This is a genomic window from Chitinophaga sp. 30R24 (assembly GCF_049056765.1).
In the GTDB taxonomy this organism is placed as follows: Bacteria; Bacteroidota; Bacteroidia; order Chitinophagales; family Chitinophagaceae; genus Chitinophaga.
In genome coordinates this window covers 99608-125996 of the sequence record NZ_JBJGXX010000006.1, presented here as the reverse complement: position 1 = coordinate 125996, position 26389 = coordinate 99608, and the positions used below count along the sequence as shown (strand labels likewise).

16 protein-coding genes are annotated in these 26389 nt (G+C 45.0%); all 16 read right to left on the bottom strand.

Translation table 11 applies throughout. The features are described 5' to 3' along the window. Nucleotides 1-19 precede the first annotated feature (19 nt). The 16 genes from ACDQ55_RS14790 to ACDQ55_RS14715 all read right to left on the bottom strand — a co-directional run bounded on the left by ACDQ55_RS14790 (nucleotide 20) and on the right by ACDQ55_RS14715 (nucleotide 26387). Nucleotides 20-3487 carry a TonB-dependent receptor domain-containing protein gene (locus ACDQ55_RS14790; RefSeq protein ID WP_420982180.1) on the bottom strand — a complete coding sequence of 1156 codons (3468 nt, stop codon included), beginning with the start codon at nucleotides 3485-3487 and terminating at the stop codon, nucleotides 20-22. Nucleotides 3488-3554: 67 nt separating this feature from the next. Then, a complete protein-coding gene (locus tag ACDQ55_RS14785) occupies nucleotides 3555-4529 on the bottom strand; it encodes a FecR family protein (RefSeq protein ID WP_420982179.1) in 975 nt (324 codons plus the stop codon). A 73-nt stretch (nucleotides 4530-4602) separates the two neighbouring features. Further along, nucleotides 4603-5196, bottom strand: coding sequence for an RNA polymerase sigma factor (locus tag ACDQ55_RS14780; protein WP_420982178.1), 594 nt, complete (start codon nucleotides 5194-5196; stop codon nucleotides 4603-4605). A 460-nt stretch (nucleotides 5197-5656) separates the two neighbouring features. Next, nucleotides 5657-8083, bottom strand: a complete 2427-nt coding sequence (locus tag ACDQ55_RS14775; protein WP_420982177.1) for a TonB-dependent siderophore receptor — start codon at nucleotides 8081-8083, stop codon at nucleotides 5657-5659. Between the two features lie 54 nt (nucleotides 8084-8137). Further along, nucleotides 8138-9508: an AMP-binding protein gene (locus ACDQ55_RS14770; RefSeq protein ID WP_420982176.1), complete on the bottom strand. Its 1371-nt coding sequence runs from the start codon at nucleotides 9506-9508 to the stop codon at nucleotides 8138-8140. Nucleotides 9509-9520: 12 nt separating this feature from the next. Further along, nucleotides 9521-9766, bottom strand: coding sequence for an acyl carrier protein (locus ACDQ55_RS14765; RefSeq protein WP_420982175.1), 246 nt, complete (start codon nucleotides 9764-9766; stop codon nucleotides 9521-9523). A gap of 34 nt (nucleotides 9767-9800) precedes the next feature. Continuing rightward, complete coding sequence (locus ACDQ55_RS14760) at nucleotides 9801-11207, bottom strand: MATE family efflux transporter (protein WP_420982174.1); 1407 nt, start codon at nucleotides 11205-11207, stop codon at nucleotides 9801-9803. Between the two features lie 30 nt (nucleotides 11208-11237). After that, entirely contained in the window at nucleotides 11238-13061 is a 1824-nt protein-coding gene (locus ACDQ55_RS14755; RefSeq protein WP_420982173.1) for an IucA/IucC family protein, read from the bottom strand. Between the two features lie 28 nt (nucleotides 13062-13089). Next, a complete protein-coding gene (locus ACDQ55_RS14750) occupies nucleotides 13090-14406 on the bottom strand; it encodes a lysine N(6)-hydroxylase/L-ornithine N(5)-oxygenase family protein (protein ID WP_420982172.1) in 1317 nt (438 codons plus the stop codon). A 1-nt stretch (nucleotide 14407) separates the two neighbouring features. Further along, a complete protein-coding gene (locus ACDQ55_RS14745; protein ID WP_420982171.1) occupies nucleotides 14408-16864 on the bottom strand; it encodes a GNAT family N-acetyltransferase in 2457 nt (818 codons plus the stop codon). Further along, complete coding sequence (locus tag ACDQ55_RS14740; protein ID WP_420982170.1) at nucleotides 16842-18359, bottom strand: pyridoxal phosphate-dependent decarboxylase family protein; 1518 nt, start codon at nucleotides 18357-18359, stop codon at nucleotides 16842-16844. Before ACDQ55_RS14740 ends, ACDQ55_RS14745 begins: the two co-directional genes overlap by 23 nt. Nucleotides 18360-18410: 51 nt before the next feature. Further along, nucleotides 18411-19523, bottom strand: coding sequence for a taurine catabolism dioxygenase TauD (locus tag ACDQ55_RS14735; protein WP_420982169.1), 1113 nt, complete (start codon nucleotides 19521-19523; stop codon nucleotides 18411-18413). Nucleotides 19524-20263: 740 nt separating this feature from the next. Further along, on the bottom strand, nucleotides 20264-21526 hold the full coding sequence (locus tag ACDQ55_RS14730) for an ectonucleotide pyrophosphatase/phosphodiesterase (RefSeq protein ID WP_420982168.1): 1263 nt from the start codon (nucleotides 21524-21526) through the stop codon (nucleotides 20264-20266). Between the two features lie 5 nt (nucleotides 21527-21531). Then, on the bottom strand, nucleotides 21532-22473 hold the full coding sequence (locus ACDQ55_RS14725; RefSeq protein ID WP_420982167.1) for a glycerophosphodiester phosphodiesterase family protein: 942 nt from the start codon (nucleotides 22471-22473) through the stop codon (nucleotides 21532-21534). A gap of 68 nt (nucleotides 22474-22541) precedes the next feature. Further along, a complete protein-coding gene (locus ACDQ55_RS14720) occupies nucleotides 22542-23048 on the bottom strand; it encodes a hypothetical protein (RefSeq protein WP_420982166.1) in 507 nt (168 codons plus the stop codon). An 18-nt stretch (nucleotides 23049-23066) separates the two neighbouring features. Further along, complete coding sequence (locus ACDQ55_RS14715; RefSeq protein ID WP_420982165.1) at nucleotides 23067-26387, bottom strand: TonB-dependent receptor; 3321 nt, start codon at nucleotides 26385-26387, stop codon at nucleotides 23067-23069. Nucleotides 26388-26389: the final 2 nt, after the last annotated feature.

Here is a 26389-nt window from a genome sequence, read left to right as displayed (position 1 = left end):
TTTATGGATAATTTTTTATTTAGAACAAGTTGTAGGTAAGGCCCATCATATATTCTGTACCACGCTGATAACTCCTGCGGATATACTTCGTACCAAAATATTTACCACCGGTGCCAGGATTGTTATATGTTTCTTCGTAAGGAAGGTTCAATAAGTTTTTGGCATATCCTTTAAACAACAGGCGTTTGGTGATCTGCTGACTGAAAACAAGATCCACCACCGGCAGCGGCCTGCTGTAAAGATCAGGAGCGCCATCCATATTCACCTGTATCAACCGCTCTCCTACCATATTAAAGGTGGCTGTAATATCTGTACCGCTATGGGCATTGGCATAGTTGAAGAAAATGTTCATGGAGTATGGCGCCTGTTCAAACAATGGACTTTTAGTAGGCGATTGCCTATCAATGATACGCGCAGCCACTAAACGTTCCGGGTTCTTGGCTACATTACTTTCTGCTATCATTACGTTAGCTCCCAGGAAGAAATAGTGCAATGGCTTCCATAAGCGTCCCAAATTTTTCACTACCTCTAACTCCACTCCCAGCAAATGACCGGTATTAGGGTTATTGCGGTAAGACACCGTAGGGAATTCCGGATATAAGGCATTCACCCCATCAGAATTTTGTATGAATACCCGCTCCAGCTGTTGGTGGATAGCTTTACCAAATACGGAAGCCGACAACACTTCGCCTGCATTGGGAAACCATTCCCAACGAAAGTCGTAACTGCTGGTTTCCTGGTTTACCAGGCCCGGATTACCTACTACCAATGCCTGTTGGAAAGGATCAAATTCGAATACGTTGGTGAGCTCCCTTATTTCCGGACGGGCCAGCGTAGTGCTGTATGCCAAACGGAAGTTCATCTGCTCCTGCAAGGTATAAGTAAGGTTAAAAGAATAATAAGGCTTGTATTCCGTAATATACTTCGATACCGGATTGGTAAACACCAGGTTTATACTGCCATCAGACAGCGACGGATCGATGTATACGTTAGACGTATCGATCCGGCTCTGGATATTGGTTTTCTCGAAACGTACACCACCTGTCAGGCGCAGGTCTTTCAACGGATGCAGATCGAGCATGCCATAGAAAGCGTTTGTTTCATAAAAGCCCTGGTAGTTATTGGGCGATTTCTGCGTATTATACAGATAACCACTGGTAAGCGGCGCGCCTTCTCCTGTGGAGGTACCCGGCTGGTGAAAACCGATCTGGCTATATCCCACCAACTGATCGAGGTTACCATATACCTGGTAAAGCGGGTATTGTTTCAATACCGAGAAATTAGATCCCGGCAGGGACAATACATTTTCCCCAAAACTGCGTTCCCGGTACAGGTAATTGGCACCAAACTTAAAAGACTGATCCAGTCCGCGTATACCAAAAGGCAAAGTAATATCCGCCTTATAATTATAGTTGTTTTCCGACAGGTTACGGAACCGGCGGCCATTAGGATCCGCCTGTATTTTACCATAAGGGCCATAACCATTTACATATCCGGATACCAGTGAATAAAAATCGGTAACAGCGATGTACTGATTATTGCTATTATTAGGATAAGGCGCTATCAGGTAATTTCCCCCCCCGGCAGGCCGGTAGTCTGCCAGGTTCACAAAACGGTAGTCGGGATCATCCTGCATCGATCTGGAAGACGCACCATTATAACTTAGGCGGGGCGCATATTTTCCCTGGCCGAACTTGTGCTCTCCCTGTAGTGTAAAAGTGTTGAATGTGCGGTACGTTTGTTTGAGTGAATAGATATTACTATATACGGGGCCGTTAAGTCCGGTAGTATAGTCGTACTGCCCGGAAAGGCTGGTGGCCTGCGTTTCGGCACCACGGCTACCCATATACTGGAAGCTGATCTCATGGTTGGGATTAAAGCGGTAAGCCAGCCCGCCTAGGATACCATAATTCAGTGTTTGCGTGCCCGTATTTTCCCGGTACCGTACATACCTACCGAGATTAGGTGTATTGGGCGTAATATACGCCGGGATATTGCGGGATTCATCAATAGCCGGGTTACCAGTCATAACGCCCTGGTATATACTGTATTGGTTTAATATACCATTACTCACATCGGTAGAACGGCTGTAATAGCTGCCGCTGAGGATCAATCCGAGGCGCTGCTGCCCGGGAAATTGCCAGGAATTGCCATAGGTAATATTATAAATACCATTGAGCGGCGCTTTTTTATAACGGGTGGTCAGTACCGGATCAAAATGGTGCATGATATTATTGATGCGGTTAGCTTCTTCCAGCAAAGCAGGGTCACTTTTACCGCTGTTGATCAATTGCTGCATTTGAGAGAGGCCACCAGGATATTGATGGCTCAGGTTCAGGAAATCCGGTTGCAGATCGTGCGATTTCACCCGTTGCCCCAAAAATCCCATATCACTGTTATAGAAACTATTTACCTTACCACCCAATCCAATGTTCGAATTAAGCCCCGTTTGCGCCGTAAATGAAAGTGTTTGCTTTAAAGGGATAGAGCGGGTTTTCAATTCTACAATTCCTCCGGAAGCATCTGCTGGCTTATCCGGCGTCATGGTTTTATACACCATGATATTATCCAGCAGGTTTGCCGGTATGAGATCCAGCGGTATAGTACTCCTGTCAGGATCAGAAGACGAGAGACGGGCGCCATTCAGCTGGGCAATCACACTGCGATCGCCCAGGCCCCTTACTGCCACGTATTTATCATCTGTGATTGTAACGCCGGAGATGCGCTGCAATGCCTGTGCGGTAGTAATACTACCGGTTTTTTCAATGTTCTGCGCGCTGATACCATCAGCTACAACGGCGGAATTTTTTCTTTCATCCAACAGGGCAGCTTCATTATTCAACCGCCGCCGGGAGGCTACCGTTACACCTGATAATACACGATTATCCGCTACCAGGTGGATGCTCATCTCCGAATGATTAGCTACGGTGATCACCTGACTAATGTATCCGGCCCTGGAGAAAATAACCAGGTCGCCGGCAGCAGCTGTGCGGATCTCAAAATCACCATTGCGGTCAGATAATACCGATCCCGGTTTGCCTTGTATATAGATCTCCACCTCCATAACAGGTTTACCCGTTTTGGCATCCATTACACGCCCGGTGATGGGGTATGCGCCTCCGGCATTAACTTTATCGGAGGTAGTGGTTACCTGCACAGAAATGTTGTTGCCGGTTACTTTAAATTCCAGCGGCGCCATGGTCTTTAGCTTTTCCAGCGCTTCGCCTAAAGTACCATTTACGGTAAAAGCGGCCACCTTCACTTTGCTTAGCTCTGCGGCAGTGTAAAAAAAGGAGCAGGAGGCTTGCTTACTCAAATTGGTGATCACTGCCAGCGCGGTGGTGTTTTCCAGCCGCAATGCTACTTTTTGCCGGAGCGAGCTTAATTGTGCCTGGCATGCCAGGCTTAGATGTCCGAAAAGGACTACCCATAGCACGACCCTTAGGAATTGGTTATTCGCCAATTTCTTTTTAATCTTGTGATTCATTTTTTACTTGTTAATTACACAGGTTTTCACAAGGAGGTTTCCCAGGACCTCCTTGTGCTGTTTTTGGTTATAGTTGATTGATATAAATAATGCCGTTTCGTTCGTGGTAATGCAGGCGGTGTATGAAGAGGATGTTGTCCAGCACAGTTTGCCACTGTCCGGATTTAAAATCGCCCGTTACCCTTTTATTTTTTATTTGTTCCTGGTCATATTTTATGGAGATACGATACTTGTCGGCCACTCTTTCTAATACATCTGCCAGCGGCAGTTCATCAAACGACAGGTAGCCGTTTATCCAGTTTCGTATAGTCGTTGCAGAGAAAGCTGCCACACCCCATTTCTGTTCTGCTTTGGAATAACGCAACATTTCATTGGGGTGCAGTAGTATCCTGCCATGCGTTTGCTGATCTTCCACGGCCACGCTGCCATGCACCAACGCTACACGTATCTCTGATTCGCCAGGATATGTTTCTATGTTAAATCCGGTACCTAATACGCGGGTATCAATATTTTCCGAGGAAACAATAAAAGGACGCAGACTGTCGCGGGAAATTTCAAAATAACCCTCGCCGGTAAGCCGTACATGCCTTTCCTTTTTATTGAACTGTCCCTCATCATACTCCAGTTTAGAATGGGTATTTAACCATACCTCCGATCCGTCGGGCAACGTTATGTGCGCTATCTGCCGGCCAGTGGCACTAATAGTAGTATATACAAGACGTTTGCCAGCCTCTGAGCCACGGCGCTGCAGCCACCACCAGGAAAATACCACCAGGAATACCACTGCTGCTGCAGCTATCCTGTAAAGCAGCCTTACCACTGGAACGTGTGTACGAATTTCCGGCATAGGCGCTTCTTCCGCAATCAATATCCGGTGCAGCATTTCCAGCTTTGCCAGGTTCAGCTCCTCCCCTTGCAGGGAGGGATCCGGCATGTTTAAAGTTAACATCCACTGGCGGATGATCATTTTTTCTTGTTCGGTTGCCTCACCGCTATACAAGCGGTTGAGCATTGTTTCCAGTAATTGTTGATGATGCTCCATACATATAGTTAGAGCATATCTCGAAGAAAATCCCGGATATAGTGTGTTACCAAAATGTTACCAAACAAAAAAATCAGGACTTGATAAACAGCGCGAGGAATGGAAGCATAGTAGTGGCAGGATAAGAATCCGCGAAGTTTTTCAGGCGACGCATGGCGTCACTCAACTGGTTTTTAACCGTTTTGGGAGAAATACCGTACAGGGCAGCGATTTCCTCTACCGATCTGTTTTCATAACGGTGCATTACAAAAATTTGCTTCATTCTTTCAGGCATACGGTCTAACTCACCAGCAATGGCAATATTAATAGCCGTTAGCTCGGCTTCCATATCCTGGACATTATAGTGTGGGTCTATACTTAACTCGTTTTCCAGGTATGCCTGAAAATGTTGCAGGTGTTTTCCTTTAAGGCCATTGGCCCGCAGCCATCCAAAAATACGGTAATACAGGCAAGTAATCAGGTAAGACCTGGTTTTAGAGCCCTCCAGTTCCAATTGAGGAAACTGTTGCCACACATAGGTAAAAGTATCCTGCACAAGGTCCAGAGCGTCCTGGGCATCCCCTGTTTTCTTATTCGCTATCTGATAGAGAATATCCCAATAATTCAGGTAGAGATCTTTAAATCGCTCTTCTGGAGTCATGCCTTGTACCGTTTCAGACGGAGACAAATTAAAACACTTTGTTCCAAACATCCAGCATTGGTATGTTATCAATTTATTAACGCAACACACTACTCTATCGTATAGGGGTTATTGTTACTGGTATTTTCCTTGATACTTCAGCCATTGCATTTCTTTCGCAGCCATCCTTACTAGCTTTAAGTATCCATATTACTGTAGTCATTTTATTATCTCTCAAAAAAAAAATTTCAAACAAGCTGCCTGCAGGCATCTACGTGGAACAAACCACCCGCAGGCAAAAGATATATCGGCCAACTGTATATACAGCAGGATTGATACTTTACGGTTATATCAAAAACAAAACAGGCATGGCTCTCCATGTCTGTTCCTGTTTTTGACATAACTACCTAAAATGGAAGCGCTGAATGCCGGCAGTTTATTCATGCCTAAAATAAAGGGCTGAGCTGCCAGGTGCAGCTCAGCCCTTTATCTGTTACCATCAACGCTATTAAAATCTTACTGTAGCATTAGCAGAGCAATTAAACGGCATTTGCGGATTAATTACGCCCTGGCCAGAAAAATATTGCACATTGGTGATATTATCGAATTTGAGTCCCAGACGGAACCTTCTTACATCATAAAACACCGTAGCATTCAACAGGGTATAAGAAGGAAAAGTAAAGATACCGGTGGGAGCAGCATTAACGGTTAAATAATCACTCACATAATTACCGCCAACACCCACGCCGAAACCATGGAGCTTACCAACAGGAATAGTATAGCTCACCCACGCATTGCTAATATCAGGGGGACCAGCAGAAACGGGCCTTCTGCCTTCCAGGTCTTTGGATGTGCGAATCAGTTTACTGTCGTTATGGCTATAACCTGCCACAATATTTAACCCGGCCAATGGCGTAGCCACCAGCTCAACTTCTACTCCTTTACTGATTTGTGTGCCATCCTGCACGGTAATGGCATAATCGGTACCATTTACAGTGATGGAACCGTCACGGGTAATATTATCTACTTTAATGTCGTAATAGCTGGCGGTAAAAGACAAGTGGTTGTTCAACAGGTCTAATTTTACGCCGCCCTCCCACTGATTGGCATGCTGCGGTTTAAAATTGCCGGAAATATCAGGCAGGGGCTGCGTTACCGGCGCTACATTACTGAAACCATTCATGTAGTTACCAAAAACAGATACCTTACCTGGCAATACTTCGTATACCAGGCCAAATTTAGGCGACAATGCCGTTTGACCATAGTTACTGTTGGCCACTATCTTATTGGTGGCAAAATCACGGGTACCATTACTTTCAAAGCGGTCTAACCGTAAACTCAGCATGGCCAGTAAATTGTCTGTAATATTCACTACATCAGACGCATATACGCTGTACACATTACTGGAGGTATGGTTTACCACAGGTGCTGCAGTACTGGCAGTAATTTTATTGACTGCTGCTGCATAAGATAACATCACATATTTTTTACCAGGGTCGCTACCACTGATGGTATCATATTTAATAATAGGAGAATTGTCATTATCTGCAGTCTGATTAAGGTAATCTAAGCCCACGAGTAAACGATTACGTATGCCGCCTATACGAAAATCGCCATTAAAATTCTGTTGAACAGAGGTGCTGGCGCCACTGGAGTGCTGTAGCTGTACGTTCCGCTCCAACAAATCATCACTGCTATTACCACGCACAAACTCGTATTGGTACATCCCATTCGTTTTGCGGATATTCCTGGAAAAATTAGTGCTGGAAGTCCAGCCATTACCCAACTGGTAATCTGCCCGGCCATGGATATTGGAAGACGGCGCTTTCAATGTAATATCATTACTAGTATAAGACCTCGACCAATCGAAATGCAACTCGTCTGGTGTACGGGCAAAGAGCTGGCGGGTGCGGCTCAGGAAAATGATGGAAGGATTAGTGCCTTCATAATTATAAAACTCGGCGCCTACGTTAATGGTAAAACGATCATTTACGTCGTAGGTAATAGCCGGCGCAATAAAAAAAGATTTCCTGAAACCCGCATCCTGAAAGCTATTACGGGTATGATAGGCAGTATTCACCCGAGCCCTCAATGTTCTGGCTTTGTTAACCGGGCCATATACATCTGCTGTAAGACGGCTCAAATCATAGCTACCGGCAGTGTAAGACACTGCCCCGCCCAAGGTATCGAGCGGTTTTTTGGTAACTACGTTGATAAGGCCGCCAAAAGTAGTGAGAGCGCCGCCATACAGGGTACCGGAAGGACCTTTGATTACTTCCACAGACTCAATATTGGCCACATCTATTTCTCCGTTAGTTTGTCCGGGGATACCATCTATCATGGATATACGCGTAGGAAACCCGCGGAGGTTATAATATACAGCGCCATCCCCGCTGCGGCCAATACTGCCTTGCATCTTTACGATACCCGGCACATTTTTCAACCCTTCGCTCAAATCGGTAGTTACCTGTTCTTCGAGAAGTTTATCCGAAACAGTAGAATACACCTGGGGATTTTCCAGATAATCCAATGGCATTTTAGCCACATATTTACTGGCCTTATCTAATAACTTGCCTGGCGTAAGGGAAGTTATCACTACTTCCTGCAAGCTCACCGAACTTTGGCTCAGCGTAATATCCAACTGCTTCTCTTCTCCGCTGGCTATACTTACATTTCTCCTGACGGGTGGCAATCCCAATACAGAGACTTTTATGGTATAATTACCACTCTTTAAATGATCGAACCGGTATGCACCTGCCTGATCCGTTACCTTTTCCAATTTTGCTTCCACCAGCATCATGGAGGCATCAGATACCGCTTTACCGTCTGATGTAAGTATTTTGCCATAAAGAGATGCGTTTGCCTGCGCCCATGACTGGCTGGCAAACAAGGCCATGCAGCCTGCAAAGGCTGCTGATAGTAGATGTTTGTTCATTAATAACTCTTTTTTCCGGAACATTTACATGATAATGATGATATATTATATATACTACACCCAAACAGCTACGGAGGTATAATCCACCTTGCCATTAGGCGTTAAAGGAATACTTGCTACATATTTTACCTGCAGCGAGCCGGGATGCAGGTTCATTTTGTCTCTCAGCACGTTCTTTACGGCTTCTTCACTTAATTGTTCATCCAGGTGGAATATCGACAGCACCTTATCTTCAATACCTACACATACAAAAGTTTGTCCACCTAACTCATTTTTAAGGATCAACTCTACCTCATCCAGATTAATCCGGGTACCATACAACTTCATGATCCGCTTGATCCGGCCGGTGATATAGTAATACCCTTCTTCATCTTCGCGGGCTATATCGCCGGTATATAACTTATTAGTATGATGGAAATATGCCAGGTCCTTACTTTCATTGGCATACCCACCAAAAACATTCGGCCCATAATAGATCAGCTCACCAGTAGAGCCATCTATTTCAAAACGGCCATTTTTAATAGGAAAACCGATCGACGTTGCTTTCTTCAACAGGTCTGAAGGATGCAGGTAAGCCATACGTCCTGCCGCTTCCGTTTGACCATACTGTGTAAAAAACTGCTTGTTATACGTATCCGTATAAGCGGCGATCACTTTGATCAATGCATGGTTCAGCAGGCCGCCCGTTTGCGTCATATAACGCAGCGAGGCACAATCTTTCCGGAAAAAACCAATGCGGTGTAGCATTTCATATACATAAGGCACTCCGCCTATGGTACTACAGCCATAATGGTTAAAATCATCCCAAAAAGCCTTTTGTAACACATCCCGGTTAGTGCATAGGATTTTTCCTCCTGCTATACAATTGGTAGTAAAAATAGAAAGGCCATATACGAAAATAATGGGCACATTCAATGGTGCCACGTCCTCATCGGTAATTGGCATATAGTCCAGGATGGAATATGCATTCTGTACCAGGTTTTCGTTGGATAACTTTACAAATTTAGGAGACCCTGTTGTACCAGAAGTACTTAATAATAACTTGATATCTTCGTGTATCAGCACATCGGGTTTTAACCGGTTTCTGAATAGTGTAATATTATTGCCGGCGGTATAGCTATCGAACCCTCTCAGCCCGGCTCTCTCCGGGTCGTATACGTAATAGGGCTGGTACCTTTGTTCCAGTTCTTCCTTAAACTGTTCATTCAATTGCGGACTTAATAAAGACACGGCAAACCGGCTATCCAGAAAGTTCAATAACACTTCTATCGAACCGATCAGGTTATCACAATATATAAACACAATTCCCCGGAGATCATCTATCTCCAGGGATCTGTGAAAATCGCTTACCGGGCGGATATCGCCAGACAGGGCATCAATAAACGATAGTTTATTGTTGCCCTGTATCAGATCATACAGTTTCATTCGCTGATTATTTTATGAGGCGAAAACCACATTATATTTCTGTAACAATGTTTTGATCTTCCCTACACTGCCCATTTCCAGCACATCTTCCATATCGATGCCGATACTGAAAGCCTGCTCTATACCTGCCACCACTTCCAGATGAGTCATTGAGTCCCATTCAGGGATACCCTGGTAGGCCATATCATCAGTAACCGTATCTACAGGGATCGACAAAGCAACGGCCATTACTTCAAACAATTTTTGCGAGTTATTCATGTCTATATGCATTTAAAGATTTGTAATTAATAAATCAGACTTTTTTCAGTTTCCATTTTCCTTTCCTGAAAACGATGATACAACTGGCCGCCAGCACAATTTCCGACAACAAGATTGCCGTGAATATACCATGGGGGCCCATATCCAGAAATATCCCTAACAGATAGGCCAATGGCAGCTGGGTGATATAAAACATGAGTATATACAACAACGTTACCTTGGTTACTTCCCCTGCGGCATTAAGCGCCCTGGAAATCACCATAGTATAACCTAAAAGAATATACGCAATGGAGATATAATGTAGATAAGTTACCGCATTGCCTGCCACTGCAGGCACGTTGGTGAAGAAACTTACAGCCGGATCGGCAAAAAACTGCCAGCCAACAGCCACCAACAACAAAAAGCAGGTATTAATAACCCCTGCTTTCCAAACAGACTGCTCAGCCCTTTCCGGCTGATCAGCTCCCATATTCTGACCAGTAAGGATTCCTGCCGCATTGCCAATGCCCCATGCCGGCATGGTGAGTACAGAACTGATGCGTTGCGCTATTACGTAACCAGCCAAAGCATCGCCTCCAAAGTGCGATACAATGCGGATCATCAGCAGCCAACTGGAAGAAGGGATCATGTATTGAAGCATTCCACCAAAAGCCAGTTGTATAATCTTCCGGATAATGCCAGGCACAATGAGCAATTGCTTTCTGCTGATGCACATCACAGATTTACCACGCAACAGATAAACAGCCTGGTACAAGACTCCTACTACCCGGGCCACTACGGCCGCCAGGCCTATGCCCATTAAACCCATGGCTGGTACCCGGCCCCATCCGAAAATAAACAACGGGCATAAAACAATGTTCACCGTATTAGACAGCCACAAAGTACGCATGGCCATTGCCGCATCACCCGCCCCCCGAAAAATGCCATTTACCGCAATCCGCATAATCAGAAAAAAGATGCTACCAAACATTAACCTCGAAAACAGGTGATCCATTTGTATCAGCGTTTCCGAAATACCCACCAGGCGTAGTATCTCCTGGTTAAAACAACATAATACCAGACTTATGAGCAGCGAAACAACCAGCCCTGTATAAATAACCTGCATGGCGGTAAGACCTGCCGTTTTAGGCTTACCTTCACCTATCCTTCTGGCAATGGTAGTGGAAGCTGCAATACTTAATCCAATGGAAACAGAATATACAAAAGATACCACAGTTTCAACGGTTCCTACCATCGCCACAGCTCCTGCCCCCAGCCGGCTCACAAAAAACAGGTTCGTACATACGAAAAGCGATTCCATGAACAGCTCCATCACCATCGGTACAGATAACAGGATGATGGCCCTGTTAATACCTCCCGTAGTAAATTGCTTTTCCGTACCTAACACTGCTGCACGGAAGAGGGTAAAAAAAGATCGTGTTTGTGCCAGTATTGTTCTCATCTTATATAATCTGGTAAATTAAAAACCTGTTTATGGCGCTACATTCAGCGCTACTTCTGTTACTTGCACCAATGGGTTTACCAAAACACCTCCTTTAGGTGGAATAGCAAAATCGGTGCGGTCTTCATAACCATGATGCAATAGCCGTAGGCTATTGATATAAAAACGTTTGAAAGAAGGCGTAAAGAGATCGTATTTACGGAAACGATCGGCCAACTCCGGATGCTCTGATTGATAGCTAACCACAACTTCCGCTACCAGCTTCCAGAAAGCATGTTCTTCAAACTGTCCATAAGTATGAAAAACATCTGCGAGATACCGGAAGAAAGCATCAAATACACCCAGCAGGATAAACAAGGGTATATTTTCCTTATTGGAAGATTGTATCAACCCACTGGCTAATTCAGGTGGCAGCTTTTCTTTTGCTTCGGTAGTTAACACAATATCGTCTACAAAATCTTTAATGATAATCCTTACCGGCACCTGATCACGCATTACCAGGATAATGTTTTCACCATGTGGGGTTACGCAAAGGGAATGTTGATAATAGATCTGCAGCAAAGGTGTCAGATAGGCGGTCAGATAAGCGCGGAGCCAGGCTGCCGTAGTAAGACCAGATTGCGCCACCAATGCGCCGGCTAAGCTATTGCCTTGATCGTCGACATACAACAGGGAAGCCATTGTGATCATTTTCTCGCCTGCCTGCAAATAACTGGCGGCACTTTCCCGCCACAGCACGCCCAACATTTCATTAAATTGATAAGGCGCATTAGTGATGGCATGATAACCAGGATGCTGGTAAGTTACCGTGGCAACTTCTCCTAATAAGATCAGGCCCATTTTTTTTAACTTAGGATCATTGTCCAGCATATCCTTCACCCACTTCGTAATACGGGGCGCTATCAACATCTGACGGGGCGACAAGCCGCGAATATTACCAGTGCTCAGAATAGACACCGCCATCTTTACATAATGCTTTTCCGGATGGCTAACATTATAAAAAGTACGGATACTTTGCTGAGGCGAATAAATATCTTTCCCTATTCCCAGTGGTATCAGTAGTTGATGGGCAATATCCCCTGCAAACTGCATCAACAGCTTATTATGCCACTGCCATTCATGTACCGGCATCAAAATATAATTATCCGGGTTGAGGCCTTTTGCAGTAAGCTTTTGCCGAAAGGCATCCACCACCTCTTCTCCCAATTCCTGTTGCAGGAAATTGGTTTCCTCTATTTCTCCGAGTGAACTGAAAACGGCCCTGCTCCGGTGTACCGCTATCCATAACAAATGGATAGTCTGGTCGGCTTCCGGCGCATAACGGTTATAGTCATTTACGTCGAAGCCTATACGGCTTTTGTTCACAATCACCCAGGGATGTCCATCCATGCGGTGCTCCGTTTCCTGATAACCCGCCGCAGCGAGTTGGGAGGCGGCCATGCGGCCCCGGAAACATAAATAAGCATCAGCATATAATGTATGCTGTACCTCTTCTATATAACGGGCAAGCGTAAATGGCTTAAGGCCCAACGATACTTGCTGCTCCACAAAAAACGCAGTAGCGGATATAGTATCAACCAGACGCCCGTCTTCATGTTTTTGTATAGATCCGGGATATACATGCCAGTAATCGAGCATGCGTGGACTGGCAGTAAAAGTATAATAGTGGTTCTCCTGGTCGGTATTTAACCGGAAATGTGTACGCTCATCATATTCCTTACCAGTAATTTCAGGTTGCAACACCTGCTCATGTAAAAGCTCTGCAATGCTTTTAGCGATTAGCTGCAAATTTACCTGTTGCCATATTTCCCGGCTCAGGTGGGGCAATGTGTGAAAAGTATCTATACTCGTCATAAATTAAGGAGCTTAAGTAAATGATGCGTTACGATATAACAGCTGTTGAACGCAAGGATGCCGGTACGCCAAAATCCTGGAAGGCGATCCGCGTTTCTGTCTTATATACTTCTCTTCCGACAATTTGATTAATAATACAGGAATTGCGGTAAGCGCCCATCCCCAGATCTGTGGAGATGAGGCTGTGCGTATGTGTTTCCGCATTCTGCACAAATATTTCATTCCCGTTTTGATCGATCGCATAATGCCGGTGCACCTTAAAACTACCATCGCTGTTGCGGGCTATCCGTTCTTGTATACCCTCCAGGAATGCCGGTTCATGGTATTTATAGCCAGTGCCTAATATCACCGCATCAGTATAAACAGTAAACGATTGCTGCTGGGCCAGTTCCTCCAGGTTCAGTTCCAATCCACCGGTAGCGTGATCACGGATATCATTCAATTGCACCCCTGGTTGAATATTTACCCGTACATTTTCATCTTCTACACTCATTTCATACAGGGCATCGTAAATATCATTGATGAGGCTATAGTTGATTCCTTTAAATTGTGATTGCTGTTGTTTAAGCATATCCTTTCTTTTGCGGGCAGGCATGCCATGAAAATAGTCCACAAAATCGGGAGACGTCAACTCCAGGGTAAGCTTGGAATACTCCATCGGAAAAAAGCGATCGGGCCGGGTAAACCAGTTGAGAGAAAGATGACCGGACCGGTGTTGCAGGAGATCATAAAACACTTCAGCCGCACTCTGCCCAGAGCCTATCAGTGTAACGCTATTACGTTCCAGTAATGATGCCCGCTGATGCAGGTAGTTAGCCGTATGCACCACCTGACTGCCGTTGACGGTAGCACTAAATGCAGGCATAGCCGGCACTGTACCGGTACCTAATACGAGTTTTTCCGCGTAATAGGTGCTTATTACTTTTGTAGCCGTATGTTGCACAGTAATTTCGTATAGCCCAGCTGTATAGGTTACCAGCAATACCTGATGCGAGAATTTACAGGCAGGCAATTGTGTGGCCACCCATTTACAATAGCGGTTATATTCCTTCCTTAATACAAAGAAATTTTCCCGTATAAAAAATTTATATAACCGCCCGGTTTCTTTCAGAAAATTAAGAAAACTGTAAGGGCTGGTAGGATCAGCCATCGTAACACAATCACAAAGAAAAGGCGTTTGCAAGGTGGCGTTACTGAACAGGAGTCCGGGGTGCCAGTTGAATTCATCCGATTGGTCAAAAAAGATGGCCTTGATCTCTTTTAGCGGAGCCGTAAGCGCAGCCAGTCCCAGGTTAAAGGGACCTATGCCAATGCCGGCCACCGTATATATTTGAGGGGTACTCATGTTATAGTTCTTTTACGGGGACTTCAGCCACCGGCGTGATAAGGATGTCTTTATTCTGTGGGAATTTGGCCCAATACCATTCTCGATAACAGAAGTTCAGGTTAGCTCGTTTATGCGGCATTTCAATCACCTTCTCTATCTTAAATCCTACATGTGCTTTATTCATCATGGAAGCCAGCGAATCTACCGCCCCTTCTCCCACCATCTTACCTACCTCCGGTTGGGCAAATACATAATCTACCATGCATTGGGTAGAAGGAGAAGCATACTTCTTTTTAGGGTCTACCGGCGCAATAAACTGGTGGGTACCGTAATCAGTGGGTAATACATCGTAATAGTCGCCTACCATATCACGGATAGCCCAATACACTTCAATATTAAAAGTAGGCTCGCCATTAGCTTCCCCTATGTAACTGTACATCATTTCACCGGGTAGCAAGGTGCGGTAGTAATGCTCCAATTGCCGGATTGGCCAGTTCATTTGCCAGATCTTAATGGCATGTTCCCGGTTAAACCATTCATGCAGCATTTCCAGATCGCGGTCCAGGTCTATAGGGCGGATGCTGATCACTACTTCTTCTTTAGGGAAATAACGGCTATAAATCACCTCTTTCCCTTCCGGGTCAATCAATTGCCTGGAAAAGAAGTTCCGGTGCAGCACATTAGGATAGTTCATATGCGCTACAGCGGCAGGCGTTTCCCCTCCGTCTATATTACAGAGGGCGGTGAGCAGGTTAGCTTTCCCCATCCAATAACGGCGCTTTAACAGGTAGTCGGCAAAACCACTTTCATCTCCGGGTACCAGGCTTTCCAGTTCACGGTAAAGGATCTGCAGCAGTTTATCTTCTTCTGCCAGGCCATTGGCACCCATTACATTGATCAAGCCTACCAGGTTGCTGATCACGAGATAGTGCGTCAACAATTCAAATAACCGCTCATCTGGAAGAAAGTCTTTATTATTAGCAATTAATGAGGGCAGCATTTCCGCTACCAATTCCTGTTTAGCCTTTCTGAAAAGGAAGCTTTGGTTGTCGCGGAAATATACTTTAACAGGGAACAGGTCACTGTCTAGCTCCAACAACGTATTTTGCTGATGCGGTTCACAGGCCAGCCCATAGTGGTTGAAGATACGCAACACAGGTTCCAGCAACAAGCGCAGGTAACGCGTAAACCATTCTTCTGCCGCCTGTTCTATAGGCTTAAGGGCACGTGCTGCTACGCCTTCTATTACATTTACGATACGAGGCACTTGTCCTGGCAAGGCATCCTGACAAAAAGAAGCCAGCAGTCCAACGTTCAGGGTTGCCCGTTCCTTCATAAACTGGTTTTCGCGTAAAGCGGTGCTAAATCCATCTATCACCTTACCTTCATAAACAACTGCGATAAAAGCCGGGTCTCCAGTAAAGGCAACAGTAGGATTTTCTTCCTGCAATTGTTGTCCCTGTGGCGTAGCTAACAAGCAAGATACCTGATAACCTCTTTGCAATTCATGCAAATAATTTATTCTTACCGCGCTGGTAATTTTTACGTGCAAAGAAAACTTGTACATCCAATTGCTTTCTTCATGGTATACCGTTCTTACAGAAGAAGTAGCTGTAAATAGTGGCCCCCATGCCCCCAGGTTGTACAGCAGCCCCTTGGCGATCAATTCCTTTACAGTAGCATCCTCCAGGAGGTAATTGGCCTCCCATGGATGCGTTAGCGTTACTTTCCAATCGGCATGCTTATTCAGCAGTGATTGTATCCCGTTATCTTTTTTCGTATATTCATTAAGGTGGTCGCGGAAAATACCGGAGGGTAGTTGCCCTTTCGCCTGTTGCTCTATCACCAGCTCCGGATGTAACAAGAAATAATGTAGTTGAAAACGGCCCCCTGTTTCTGGAGAATACTGCAGCAGGTCATCTACAGAAAAGCCTTCCCTGCTTTTACTCAGCGCATGAGTGGTATGCCCGGCTGGCAACAGTTGTTCTGCTTCTATAAAAGTCATTTCCGCCTTGTTCGTTACTTTCCCTGTTTCCTGGAAATGCGTCAGGAAAGTAGCGATGTTATCTATGCTGTTGTGCAGGCGCTGCTGGATATACGCCGCATTAGCCTGTTCATGGGTAAGGCGGGCATGGGCAGCTACGAGTTCCAGGAAACGTTCCGGACCTATGATAGCGATACTGTCTGCAGTAGTATTTCTTTCCACTACAGGAAAATCATATTGATGCCGGCGGGTAACCGCTGCGTATTTTAACGGCACATATACTTCAGCACTACTTTCCGGAAAATTGAATTTCAGGTGTAAGGTATGGCCAGTGGCATTAAAATGTTCTGCCAACACAGGGTCGTACCTGGGTATGCCATCGTAATAGGAATTGTTATTTAGCTCCCGGCAGGCATTATTTATCAATATAGAGAAATTCAGCTGCAGGGCTGTTTCCCGTAGGTTGTTGTTATTGAAGAACATTTTTTCCATGTCTTTTAATGGTGGTTAAAATTTGCTGGATATCGCTGATAGTGGTAAGTGGGTTAAGGATGGTAAATTTCAGGTAGAAAAGACCGTTTACCCGGGTGCTGGCCAGGAGTACTTCACCACTAGAGAAAAGCGACTTTTTGATCTTCTGGTTAAAAGCGTCGTACGCTAACGGGGCTACGAAATCTGGTTTATAGCGGAATACCAACACACCCAGGTCGGAATGACATAACAGTTCAAAATCGCTGTCGTTTTCCAGGAGGCAGGCTGCCTGCTCAGCAGTATCTATAATGGTATTGGTGTAATTACCCAATTGTTGTTTACCCATCAATCGCAGGGTAAACCAAAGCTTGAGGGCATCAAAGCGACGAGTGCTTTGCGTCACTGTTTTATTAATCAATGCTGGTAATTCATCATAGTCCTGTTCTTCCGGATTGAGATAATCGGCATGATGGCGGATAATATCCAGCGACTGTTTATTTTTTACAATAATGGCGCTGCTGCTGATAGGCTGAAAGAAGGATTTATGATAGTCTACTGTAACAGAATTGGCCAGTTCTACACCATTCAGGAGATAGCGGTATTTATCGGTGAGCAGCAGCCCGCATCCATAGGCGGCATCTACATGATACCAAAGATGGTATGCCACAGCGATGTGACCAATAGCGAGTAATGGATCAAGGTTACCGAAATCGGTGGTTCCGGCAGTAGCTACAATAGCGATTGGAATATTGCCCGCTGCTATCTCTTTTTTGATAGCGGCTTCCAGGAGAACAGCATCCATACGGAAACGGCTATCTGTAGGAACGGCCACCAGCGCCTGTTCTCCCAATCCGAGTAGGGCAGCATTCTTCTGATTGCTGAAATGCGACTTTTCCGAAACAAATATGCGAAAACGGCTTGCCTGCGGCGGGCAACCATTCAATTTAATATTATGCTGCAGATAGCGCATCGCATAATGATCCCTTGCCAACAATAATCCCATCAGGTTACTTTGGGAGCCGCCGGCAGTGAAAACGCCATCGCAATCGGCGTCAAAGCCCAGCTCGCGCCCTGTCCAGGCAATGATCCTTTCTTCCATCAAGGTACCACCTGCACTTTGATCGTAGGTATCCTGGGAGGAGTTGATAGCGCTGACTAGTACTTCCGCGGCGAGCGCCGGGATCACTACCGGACAATTGAGATGGGCAATATATTGGGGCAGGTGGAAAGCGGTAGCATGTTCTACATATAATTTATCCACTTCTTCCAATAAGCTTTTATAATCGGGCAGCGGGGTATCAACATCAACAGTCTCAAAAACCGCTGCCAATGCCTGGGGAGTAATACCGCTAAAAGGTTTTTTGGTACGCTCCAGGAACGTAGCTACCAACTCCAGGGCTGCCTGCATGGCGGTATTGTATTCCTGTACGGTAGCAGCACTAAAAATAGCTTTATCAGTATCAACGGGAGGCAGTATGGTCATCTCCTCAAATGCGGCAATAGTAGCTGTATCCATTAGTTCTTTTTTAGGGTGTTCTTTAATGATAGTATTGGTTATTACTGTTGATTACCGCGCATATATCTTCCCGTAATGTTCTTCCATCACCAGGTAGGGGTTTTCGGGATGCGCCACTGATTGTATATGTATCAGGCTTGTTTTGCTCATCATCCTTAGCATCAGACGGCGCTCACAGGGCACCATCTCGCCATTTTCCTCGCGGAAACCTGCTATAAAAGCATTACGTCCATGGGCGCAGAGATGATTATTAACGAAGATCAGATCGCCCGCCTCGGGAATAAAATCGTTATAGATACGGGCCCTTGCTTCCTGCCAGAAGGCTAGCAGGTTCTCCATCGCTTCCGGGCTCTGACCTGCTTCTATATTATAGATCTGCTCTGCCGCATCAAAACGTATAAAAGGCGTTGCTGCATTGCCATACAAAACAGCTGTCAGCGTACCTTCCCCATTGGCATCTTCTACTGCATAATTCGCATCTTTCGGACATTTGTAAATCGCCTCAAACAACACTTTTAGTACGGGGTCCGACTTATCGTGAGAACGGATAGAATACAGCATGGAAGGTACTTTTTCTTCATTCCTCAGGTAAAGAAAACTGAGGAAATCGGCGGCATGGAACAGGAAAGCATCTTCTGTATGCACAAACAATTCAGTTTTGGAGCCAGCGCCGGTTTGGGAATAGGCCATATTATTTTCCGGAATAATGGCGTGCAATAAACCGCCTCCTTTACGCTGAGCGAAATATTCCACTGGTTTAGAGGGAACAGCGCCATGCAGCAAAGAAGAAATAAAACCATATTCCACCATTTTATCAGCTTCCATTTCCCGCCAACTGGGAGGCGTAGGCCCCAGTGCATGCTGGTCTACTTCCACCAGCCCTTTGAGAATAACAGCACCATATTGCTGCGTCGAAAAATCGGTGCCTAAACGGCTTAATAATGTAGCAATACGCTCCGGTAATATCTTATAAGCATTCAAGTGCAGTATAGATATGTATTCCGGGTTTTCGTAGTGTCCATAGATTTTTCTTAAAGTCTTTCCTATCCTTGTGAGTTCCTGCCGTTCGTCAGCAGTAATGGTAATGATGTCCGGCGCCATAGGAGGACGGTTGGCAGTGTTGGATGCCGGGCTCACCATTGAAGTTAAAAACTGAGGTTCCATTAATGATTCTTTAAGGGTTATGAAACAGGGTTCCAGGAGTCGGATTACAAAAGGGCTCACGGTACCCAATAGCTCGGTTGGCAGTTATTGCGTATTACATCAATATCTGGTATTCCTTTAAAATATAATCGGTCAAAAGGGCACTAACCTTTATCAATGGGATGATAAAAGTTTTTCAATTCAGAACGGAAACAAAGCTAACAGGAAAACAAAAAGGGTATTAATCGAAACGGGAAAATTGTTTACGCAAAAGGAAAAAATTGGTACAACTGTTCCTTCCGGGTAAACATTAAAATCATATTTCCCCCGTTACTGCAGTGGAGGCGCAGTAGAGATATAGAAATTATAGCCAATGTTCTCCGGCATCTCCATATTCACACAGGGGCAATAAAAAAGGCGCCTGTGAACAGACGCCTTTTTAAGTTAATTATCTTACTAATTAAGAAAGTTCTCCATAGTAATCAGCTGTATTAATTACCTGCGTTTTAGCTGCCATATCCCCTACTTTCTTTCGCCGGCATAACAAACCGGCAAAGCAAATAAGCCATCCAATAATGCCGCCAGGAAGCGGTTCGACAAAGAAGCTTTAGGGAATTTCCTTCCTTTTAAATCCAGATCTAAACCATCAAAGTTAGTGGGCGGGGGGCACCATTACAAAGAGTCCATACTACAGCGGCTAACAACTGCACTGGCCTGTTATCTCAAATTTTCCAGTGCAGTTGTTCCTGCCACTGCCAGCCTTATTTTAAGACAGGCTGCAATACTTCCAAACGGCCGTCTACCGGCGTGGTTACCTTTAATCCCAGCATACGCGCAACGAGTGGATATACATGGATATTCTCAAAAGCAGGAATCTTCAAATGCGCTTTAAACGCTGGTCCCCAGGCAATAAAAGTAGCCTGCATGTCTTTTACCACAGTAGCATCAAAGCCATGATGGCCGATACCAGGTTTCCTTTCTGAAAACACATAAGGCCAATCAGGAACCAGGAGGATATCACCTATGCGGTTTAATTTATCATCTGTACTGCTATAATGCAGGTAAGCCGGCATATTTGTTTTCAGATAAACCTTATAATGGTTTTCCTGTTGCTTTAATGTTTCATATAAAGGCTGGATATCTGCTGCATTTTTAGCATGCAATTCCACCATGGTACCTGATGAAGGTATCAGGAATTTAGCGGTATCGATGGCGGCAGGCATAGAAATGGGATGCTCCCTATCTACGCTGGTCATCCCGTGGTCAGACACGAAGATGAAATTTACCGGCAGCCCGGTTTCACGCACAGCTGCTGTTAACTGCTGTACAATCGCATCTACTGTTCTCACTGCTTCTCCTGTTTCCGGTGCATCCGGACCATATTTATGACCGGCATGGTCTGCGTCGGAAAGATAAAACGTAATCAGATGAGGGCGTTTCTCTTCCGGCAGGGAAAGCCACTCTTTCACCACAGCAATGCGTCTGTCTGTATTTATTTTCTCTGTATAGTTATAGTAATAAGTAGGACGCACTCCTTGCACTGCTGCCTCGGAGCCCACCCAGAACATACTGGCGCTGATCATCTGCTGTTGTTCTGCCAATACCCATAGTGGCGTGCCACCATACCAGGAACCGTCCCTCACCTTGGCTTTGTTGCCCATGGAGTAGTTAGACTGCTTTTCCGGGTCATAGAAAGTATTGTTTACAAGTCCATGATGGGAAGGGTACAACCCTGTTACAATCGTATAGTGGTTAGGGAAAGTAACGCTGGGAAAAGAAGGTTGCATGGAAGCTGCTTGCACACCTTGCCGGGCAAAGCCCAACAGGTTTGCCGCCTGGTATTTCTCTGCATAGTCGTAACGGAAGCCATCAGCTGATATGAGGATCACATAAGGCTGCTTCATGGCAGCCGCGCTGTTTACACGTCCAGGAACAATATGCTGTACCGTATCTTCCTGGCTATATGCTGCACTGCCAGACAACAGTAACAGCGCTAGCGCAAGGCGATAATATTTCTTCTTCATGATAGTTATTTTTTAGATACAGGTTGTTGTTTGATATGTGCAGAATGCAGTTGGTTATCGTCGCGGTACTGTTGCAGCATACGACCTGCTTCCACTGGCCTGTCGGTAGACAGGATATCAGCGCCCCGTGTTACAAAATCGTAATAATTCTTGTCGCCCTTGGCCACGGCTTGTTTATCAAGGTTGCCCATAGTACCAAGAATGCAAAGGATTTTATTCTCGTGCAGCAATTGGTATAATGCTTCATCCGCTTCTTTTACGCCGATAAAAGCCACCAAGCGGTTGCTGGGAATACCCAGGCCGTTTAACCTTTCCAGGTCTTCTTTACGCTGAATGGAAGCAGAAATCATCAGATCTGGTGCCAGTTGGTATACTTCTGCTGCCTGTGTGGCGCTATAGGTGATCAGCACTACGGATGCTTCAGCCTTGCAACGGCGCACGGCTTCAACTACTTTGGCATAAGGCACCCCGCGCTTAACATCAAGTGTAAAGATCACTTTGTTCTTTCCCCACCGTAATACCTCGTCGAGGTTGGGAATACGAAAATCGGTAGTATCCCCGTCGTTATCTTTCAGTTTAAATTTCCGCAGTTCCTCGTAAGTATAACTTTCTATCAGCCCGGTGCCAGTACTGGTTCTATCCAACCGGTTGTCGTGCATCAGCACCATCACAGAGTCTTTGCTCAGTGAAATATCACACTCAATGATCACTGGCTGGAACAGGGTGCTATGTTGGAATGTTTCGAGCGCGTTCTCCGGAAACCCTTTTTGTGGGCCACCACGGTGGGCGCTGATCAGGGGAATACGCTGTTGGGAATATGAAAGGAATTGCTGTAGCTCCGTTGTTGTTTTAAACTGGAGCAGGGAAGCAGTTTGCTGTGCAGAAGCTGTAAAGACAAACAGCAGTAACAGCAAAGAGCCTCCTAACTGATAAATGGATCTCTTCATGTGGAACAAAATAAACAAAGGGGCGGGCACTGTCCATAGACAGCACCCCACCCCTCTTTTAAACAAACTTATTTTACTGTAATGAATTTTGTCTGTGAAATGGTAGCCATATCATCTTTATCCGTGCGAACATAAATACGCAAGGAGTACTGCTTATTTCCACCAGTTAATTTAGACAACTTCAGGTTCATGTTACCGGAAAACGTATTTGTATTCGGGTAAGTAGCCGGAGCCAGCGTAGTGGTTACACTATTATTACCGGTAGCTGCGGTAGCTGCTTCGTTCCAGGTAGCAAAATGCACACTGTCTATCAGCTTAGCTGCACCAGAGCTTGGCGCATCATACCAGGCAAAGTCCATGGTACCAGCAGTAGCTTTAGTAATAGCGCCGCCAAAGGTTACCTGTATCACATCGGCAGGGGTAAAAGGACCTACCTGTCTTAACAGGCCCATACTGGTCACTTCTACTGTAGGTAATGCTTTTTCCAATTCTGCCTTAACAAAATCATTGTTTTTTGTACAGGAAGTAAGTAATGCAAAAAGCAAGTATGAGGATAAATAAACTATCTTTTTCATGCTGACATCAATATTAGATTAGAAAATGTAACGGGCACCCAACTGCATAGACCATGTGCTGGAAGAGCCGTAAGTATTCTGGAACGGATTCGTGTATAATGCACCGTTATTATTTTGCTGCATACGGTATACTGGAACGCCATTTTCATTGTAGCTTCTGAAAGCCAGTGGTTGGCTGGTAGTAGTAGATTTCTGTATACCCCAGTATCTGTTCAGCAGGTTAGGCAGGTTATTCACGTCTGCGGTGATCTGCAGGGTGTGTTTAGACTTACCTGTTTTCAGATAGAACTCTTGCATGAAACGTGCAGCAATGTCATTATACCATTGTGAGATAGCACCATTTCTTTCTGCATATTTACCACGGCGTTTGCTGAGGTAAGGAGAGTTATTAATGAATTTATCCAGTGCAGCAGCTTGTTGCTCTGGTGTATAGTTGTAAGTAACACCATTTACAGTAGCAGTATATGCTTCAAAGACCAGGTCTGTAGCTTTATTAGGTACAAACATCAGGTCCTGGTTATTACCATCGCCGTTCATATCACCGTTGATTCTGTAGGTGATGTTACCGCTAGGCGCACCCTGGTACACCAATGAAACAGTAGTAGCAGCGTGAGAAAGGTACTCAAAGCGGTAAGACAGCATGCTTACTACTCTGTGACGAGCTACACCAGAAGATGGATTCATTTCCAGATCGTTGGTAGTACCTACAGTAGCGTTGGAGTTCCACACAGAGTAAGCCTGTGAACCAGAGTTACCGGAGATATCCTTTGCTTGAGTGTAAGTATACGCTACGGAACCATATAAACCTTTAGCAAATGCTTTAGACAATTGAGCAGTCAACGCGTAAGAATATCCTTTGCTGGTATTCTCCAAGATAACAGCAGAGCTGATGTTTGGATAAATATATCTGTCCGGACCAGCTGTAGAAACGTAACGAGGTCTGTTATCCGGACCATTGGCGATGCCGGTAGGATCTTTCAGGTTAGCGTTACGCATGCGAATCGCATTGATATCTTTTGTCACTAAACCTTCCAGGGTGAAGCTGTAACCATGTCCTAAGTTTTTATCTACCGCCAGGTCTGTTCTAAAGATCTGAGGGAATTTAAAATTAGGATCTACCATTACGATATTGGTTGGGATAGAAGCACCTGCCACTGGCGGGAACAATTTTGCATAAGCGTCTACGTTAGGATCGAATTTAATATCCTTCAGCTTATTTGCTTCGTCAGGATTGGCATTTTTCAGTGCCACACTGTTCTGGTACATACCAGAGTTAGTAGGCATGTTAGTTAACCATACAAAAGGCGCCATACCATTGAAGATACCAGTGCTACCACGGATGATCAGGGATTTATCGCCCAGTACATCCCATCTTGCGCCGATACGCGGAGAAAGGTTTATACGGGAAGTAGGCCATTGACCATTGTAATGAACCATGTTACCTTCTTTATTAGGGAAAGTCAACGCAGTGATAGCAGGGTTTTCCAATGCTTTTTCCTGGTATACAGGTTTATCAGCTCTTAAACCCAGCGTCACTTTAAATTTGTTGGTTACTTTGATCTCATCCTGCGCATATAACGCTGTTTGTCCGTATTTCAGTTCTGCTGAGTATACCGCTTTCTTACCAGGCACCATAGAATAGGCATAGGAATAATAGAGCGGAGCCTGATCAGTCATGAAATCGTTCAGTGAGTTGTAAATATAATAGCTCTGTGCACCTGGCATGAACATGTTACCTACCAGCTGGTATTCGTAAGACACACCTGCTGTAAGGGTATGCTTACCGGTATAATAGGTAAAGTTATCGGTAACGCTATATACTTTATTGATTACATCGTTATTATAGCTATATGGTTCTATACCGAAGCTCATATAGTTATGCGGGGTAGTAGTACCATCAAATATTTCCACAAAAGGGAAAGGGGAGCTGTTGGTAACCCTGGTATCCCTTACTTTAGTGGCAGTCAGCAATAAGCTGTTAGACATATTGCGGAAAGTACTGTTCAACTCTACTGTACCGGTTTTAACGATATGTTTAAATCCATATACAGAGTTAGCAAATACCATCGACTTGTTGCTCAAACGGTTGTTAGGCAAAGTGGAAATAGCGGAAGTAGTTCCTGGCAAAATAAATCCACCACCACCAATGATAGAGTTACCATTGATAGAAGCAGGTTCTTCATCGCTCACAAAGTCGCTGTACTTAGCAGTCAGTTTATGATGGTTGTTAATGTTCCAGTCTACCTTTGCCAGGAATTTATAGTTAGACTTTCCGGCAGAAGGATAGTTATCATAAGCACCTGCATCGTAATTATATTTACTTTTCAGGTAAGCGGCCAGCTTTGCCATAGAATCTAAAGGCGTAGATGACTTGTTACCAGCATTCTGGCTACCATCTGCTACGTAGTTGGTAATTCTGGCGCCGGAATTCACTTCATACTCACCATTCACAAAGAAGAACAGTTTGTTTTTAATGATAGGGCCACCTAAGCTACCACCAACAGTTTTCTTGGAAGAAGCTGTAGCTGCATCCAATCTCACATCTGCTGCATTTCTACCGTTGAAAGACTGGTCGCGGTAAAAACCATACGCTGTTCCGTGGAAATCGTTGGTACCACTTTTAGTTACCGCATTGATACCAGCACCGGTAAAGCCAGACTGGCGTACGTCTACAGGCGCAATGTTTACAGATAATTCGTCAAATGCATCCAAGGAAATAGGAGATCCGCTACCACCTGGCAAAGGATCAGTGTTCAAACCGAAGCTGTTGTTCAGGTTAGCACCATCCACTTTCAGGTTGTTGTAATAACCACTTCTTCCTGCAAAAGAGTTACCACCGTTAGATTGCGGAGTAAGCTTAGTGAAGTCGGTGATACTACGGGAGAAAGAAGGCAATGTAGACAGCTGTCTGGAGTCGATCACTGTAGCAGCACCGCTCTTTTCTGTAGCCCCTTTACGTTTTACCACATTTGAATTAATCGTTACACCTTTCAGTGCAGTAACGTTTTCATCCAAAGTTACCACCACGTCATAAGGTTCACCCAACGCGATGTTGAATCCTTCTACGATCTGTGGTTTAAAACCCATAAATTCTACCTTTAACAGGTAAGGACCGCCTACACGTAAACCATTTAAGGTAAACGAACCATTTTTCAGTGCCCGGTTCAAATAGCGGGTACCGGAAGGCTGGTGAATCAGCGTAATGCTGGCTCCTTCCGCCCCCTTCCCATCGGGACCTTTAACAACGCCTGTTACCGACCCTGTAGTAACCTGGGCATTCATTGCCAGCGGCAATAAAAACATGCAGAGCAAGTAAAGTAATGCTTTCTTCAATAGCATAA

Bases quoted from the DNA above. Each gene is read 5' to 3' on its own strand.
- ACDQ55_RS14790 (WP_420982180.1), bottom strand. From the start codon at position 3,487: ATGAATCACAAGATTAAAAAGAAATTGGCGAATAACCAATTCCTAAGG.
- ACDQ55_RS14785 (WP_420982179.1), bottom strand. From the start codon at position 4,529: ATGGAGCATCATCAACAATTACTGGAAACAATGCTCAACCGCTTGTAT.
- ACDQ55_RS14775 (WP_420982177.1), bottom strand. From the start codon at position 8,083: ATGAACAAACATCTACTATCAGCAGCCTTTGCAGGCTGCATGGCCTTG.
- ACDQ55_RS14770 (WP_420982176.1), bottom strand. From the start codon at position 9,508: ATGAAACTGTATGATCTGATACAGGGCAACAATAAACTATCGTTTATT.
- ACDQ55_RS14765 (WP_420982175.1), bottom strand. From the start codon at position 9,766: ATGAATAACTCGCAAAAATTGTTTGAAGTAATGGCCGTTGCTTTGTCG.
- ACDQ55_RS14760 (WP_420982174.1), bottom strand. From the start codon at position 11,207: ATGAGAACAATACTGGCACAAACACGATCTTTTTTTACCCTCTTCCGT.
- ACDQ55_RS14755 (WP_420982173.1), bottom strand. From the start codon at position 13,061: ATGACGAGTATAGATACTTTTCACACATTGCCCCACCTGAGCCGGGAA.
- ACDQ55_RS14750 (WP_420982172.1), bottom strand. From the start codon at position 14,406: ATGAGTACCCCTCAAATATATACGGTGGCCGGCATTGGCATAGGTCCC.
- ACDQ55_RS14745 (WP_420982171.1), bottom strand. From the start codon at position 16,864: ATGGAAAAAATGTTCTTCAATAACAACAACCTACGGGAAACAGCCCTG.
- ACDQ55_RS14740 (WP_420982170.1), bottom strand. From the start codon at position 18,359: ATGGATACAGCTACTATTGCCGCATTTGAGGAGATGACCATACTGCCT.
- ACDQ55_RS14735 (WP_420982169.1), bottom strand. From the start codon at position 19,523: ATGGAACCTCAGTTTTTAACTTCAATGGTGAGCCCGGCATCCAACACT.
- ACDQ55_RS14730 (WP_420982168.1), bottom strand. From the start codon at position 21,526: ATGAAGAAGAAATATTATCGCCTTGCGCTAGCGCTGTTACTGTTGTCT.
- ACDQ55_RS14725 (WP_420982167.1), bottom strand. From the start codon at position 22,473: ATGAAGAGATCCATTTATCAGTTAGGAGGCTCTTTGCTGTTACTGCTG.
- ACDQ55_RS14720 (WP_420982166.1), bottom strand. From the start codon at position 23,048: ATGAAAAAGATAGTTTATTTATCCTCATACTTGCTTTTTGCATTACTT.
- ACDQ55_RS14715 (WP_420982165.1), bottom strand. From the start codon at position 26,387: ATGCTATTGAAGAAAGCATTACTTTACTTGCTCTGCATGTTTTTATTG.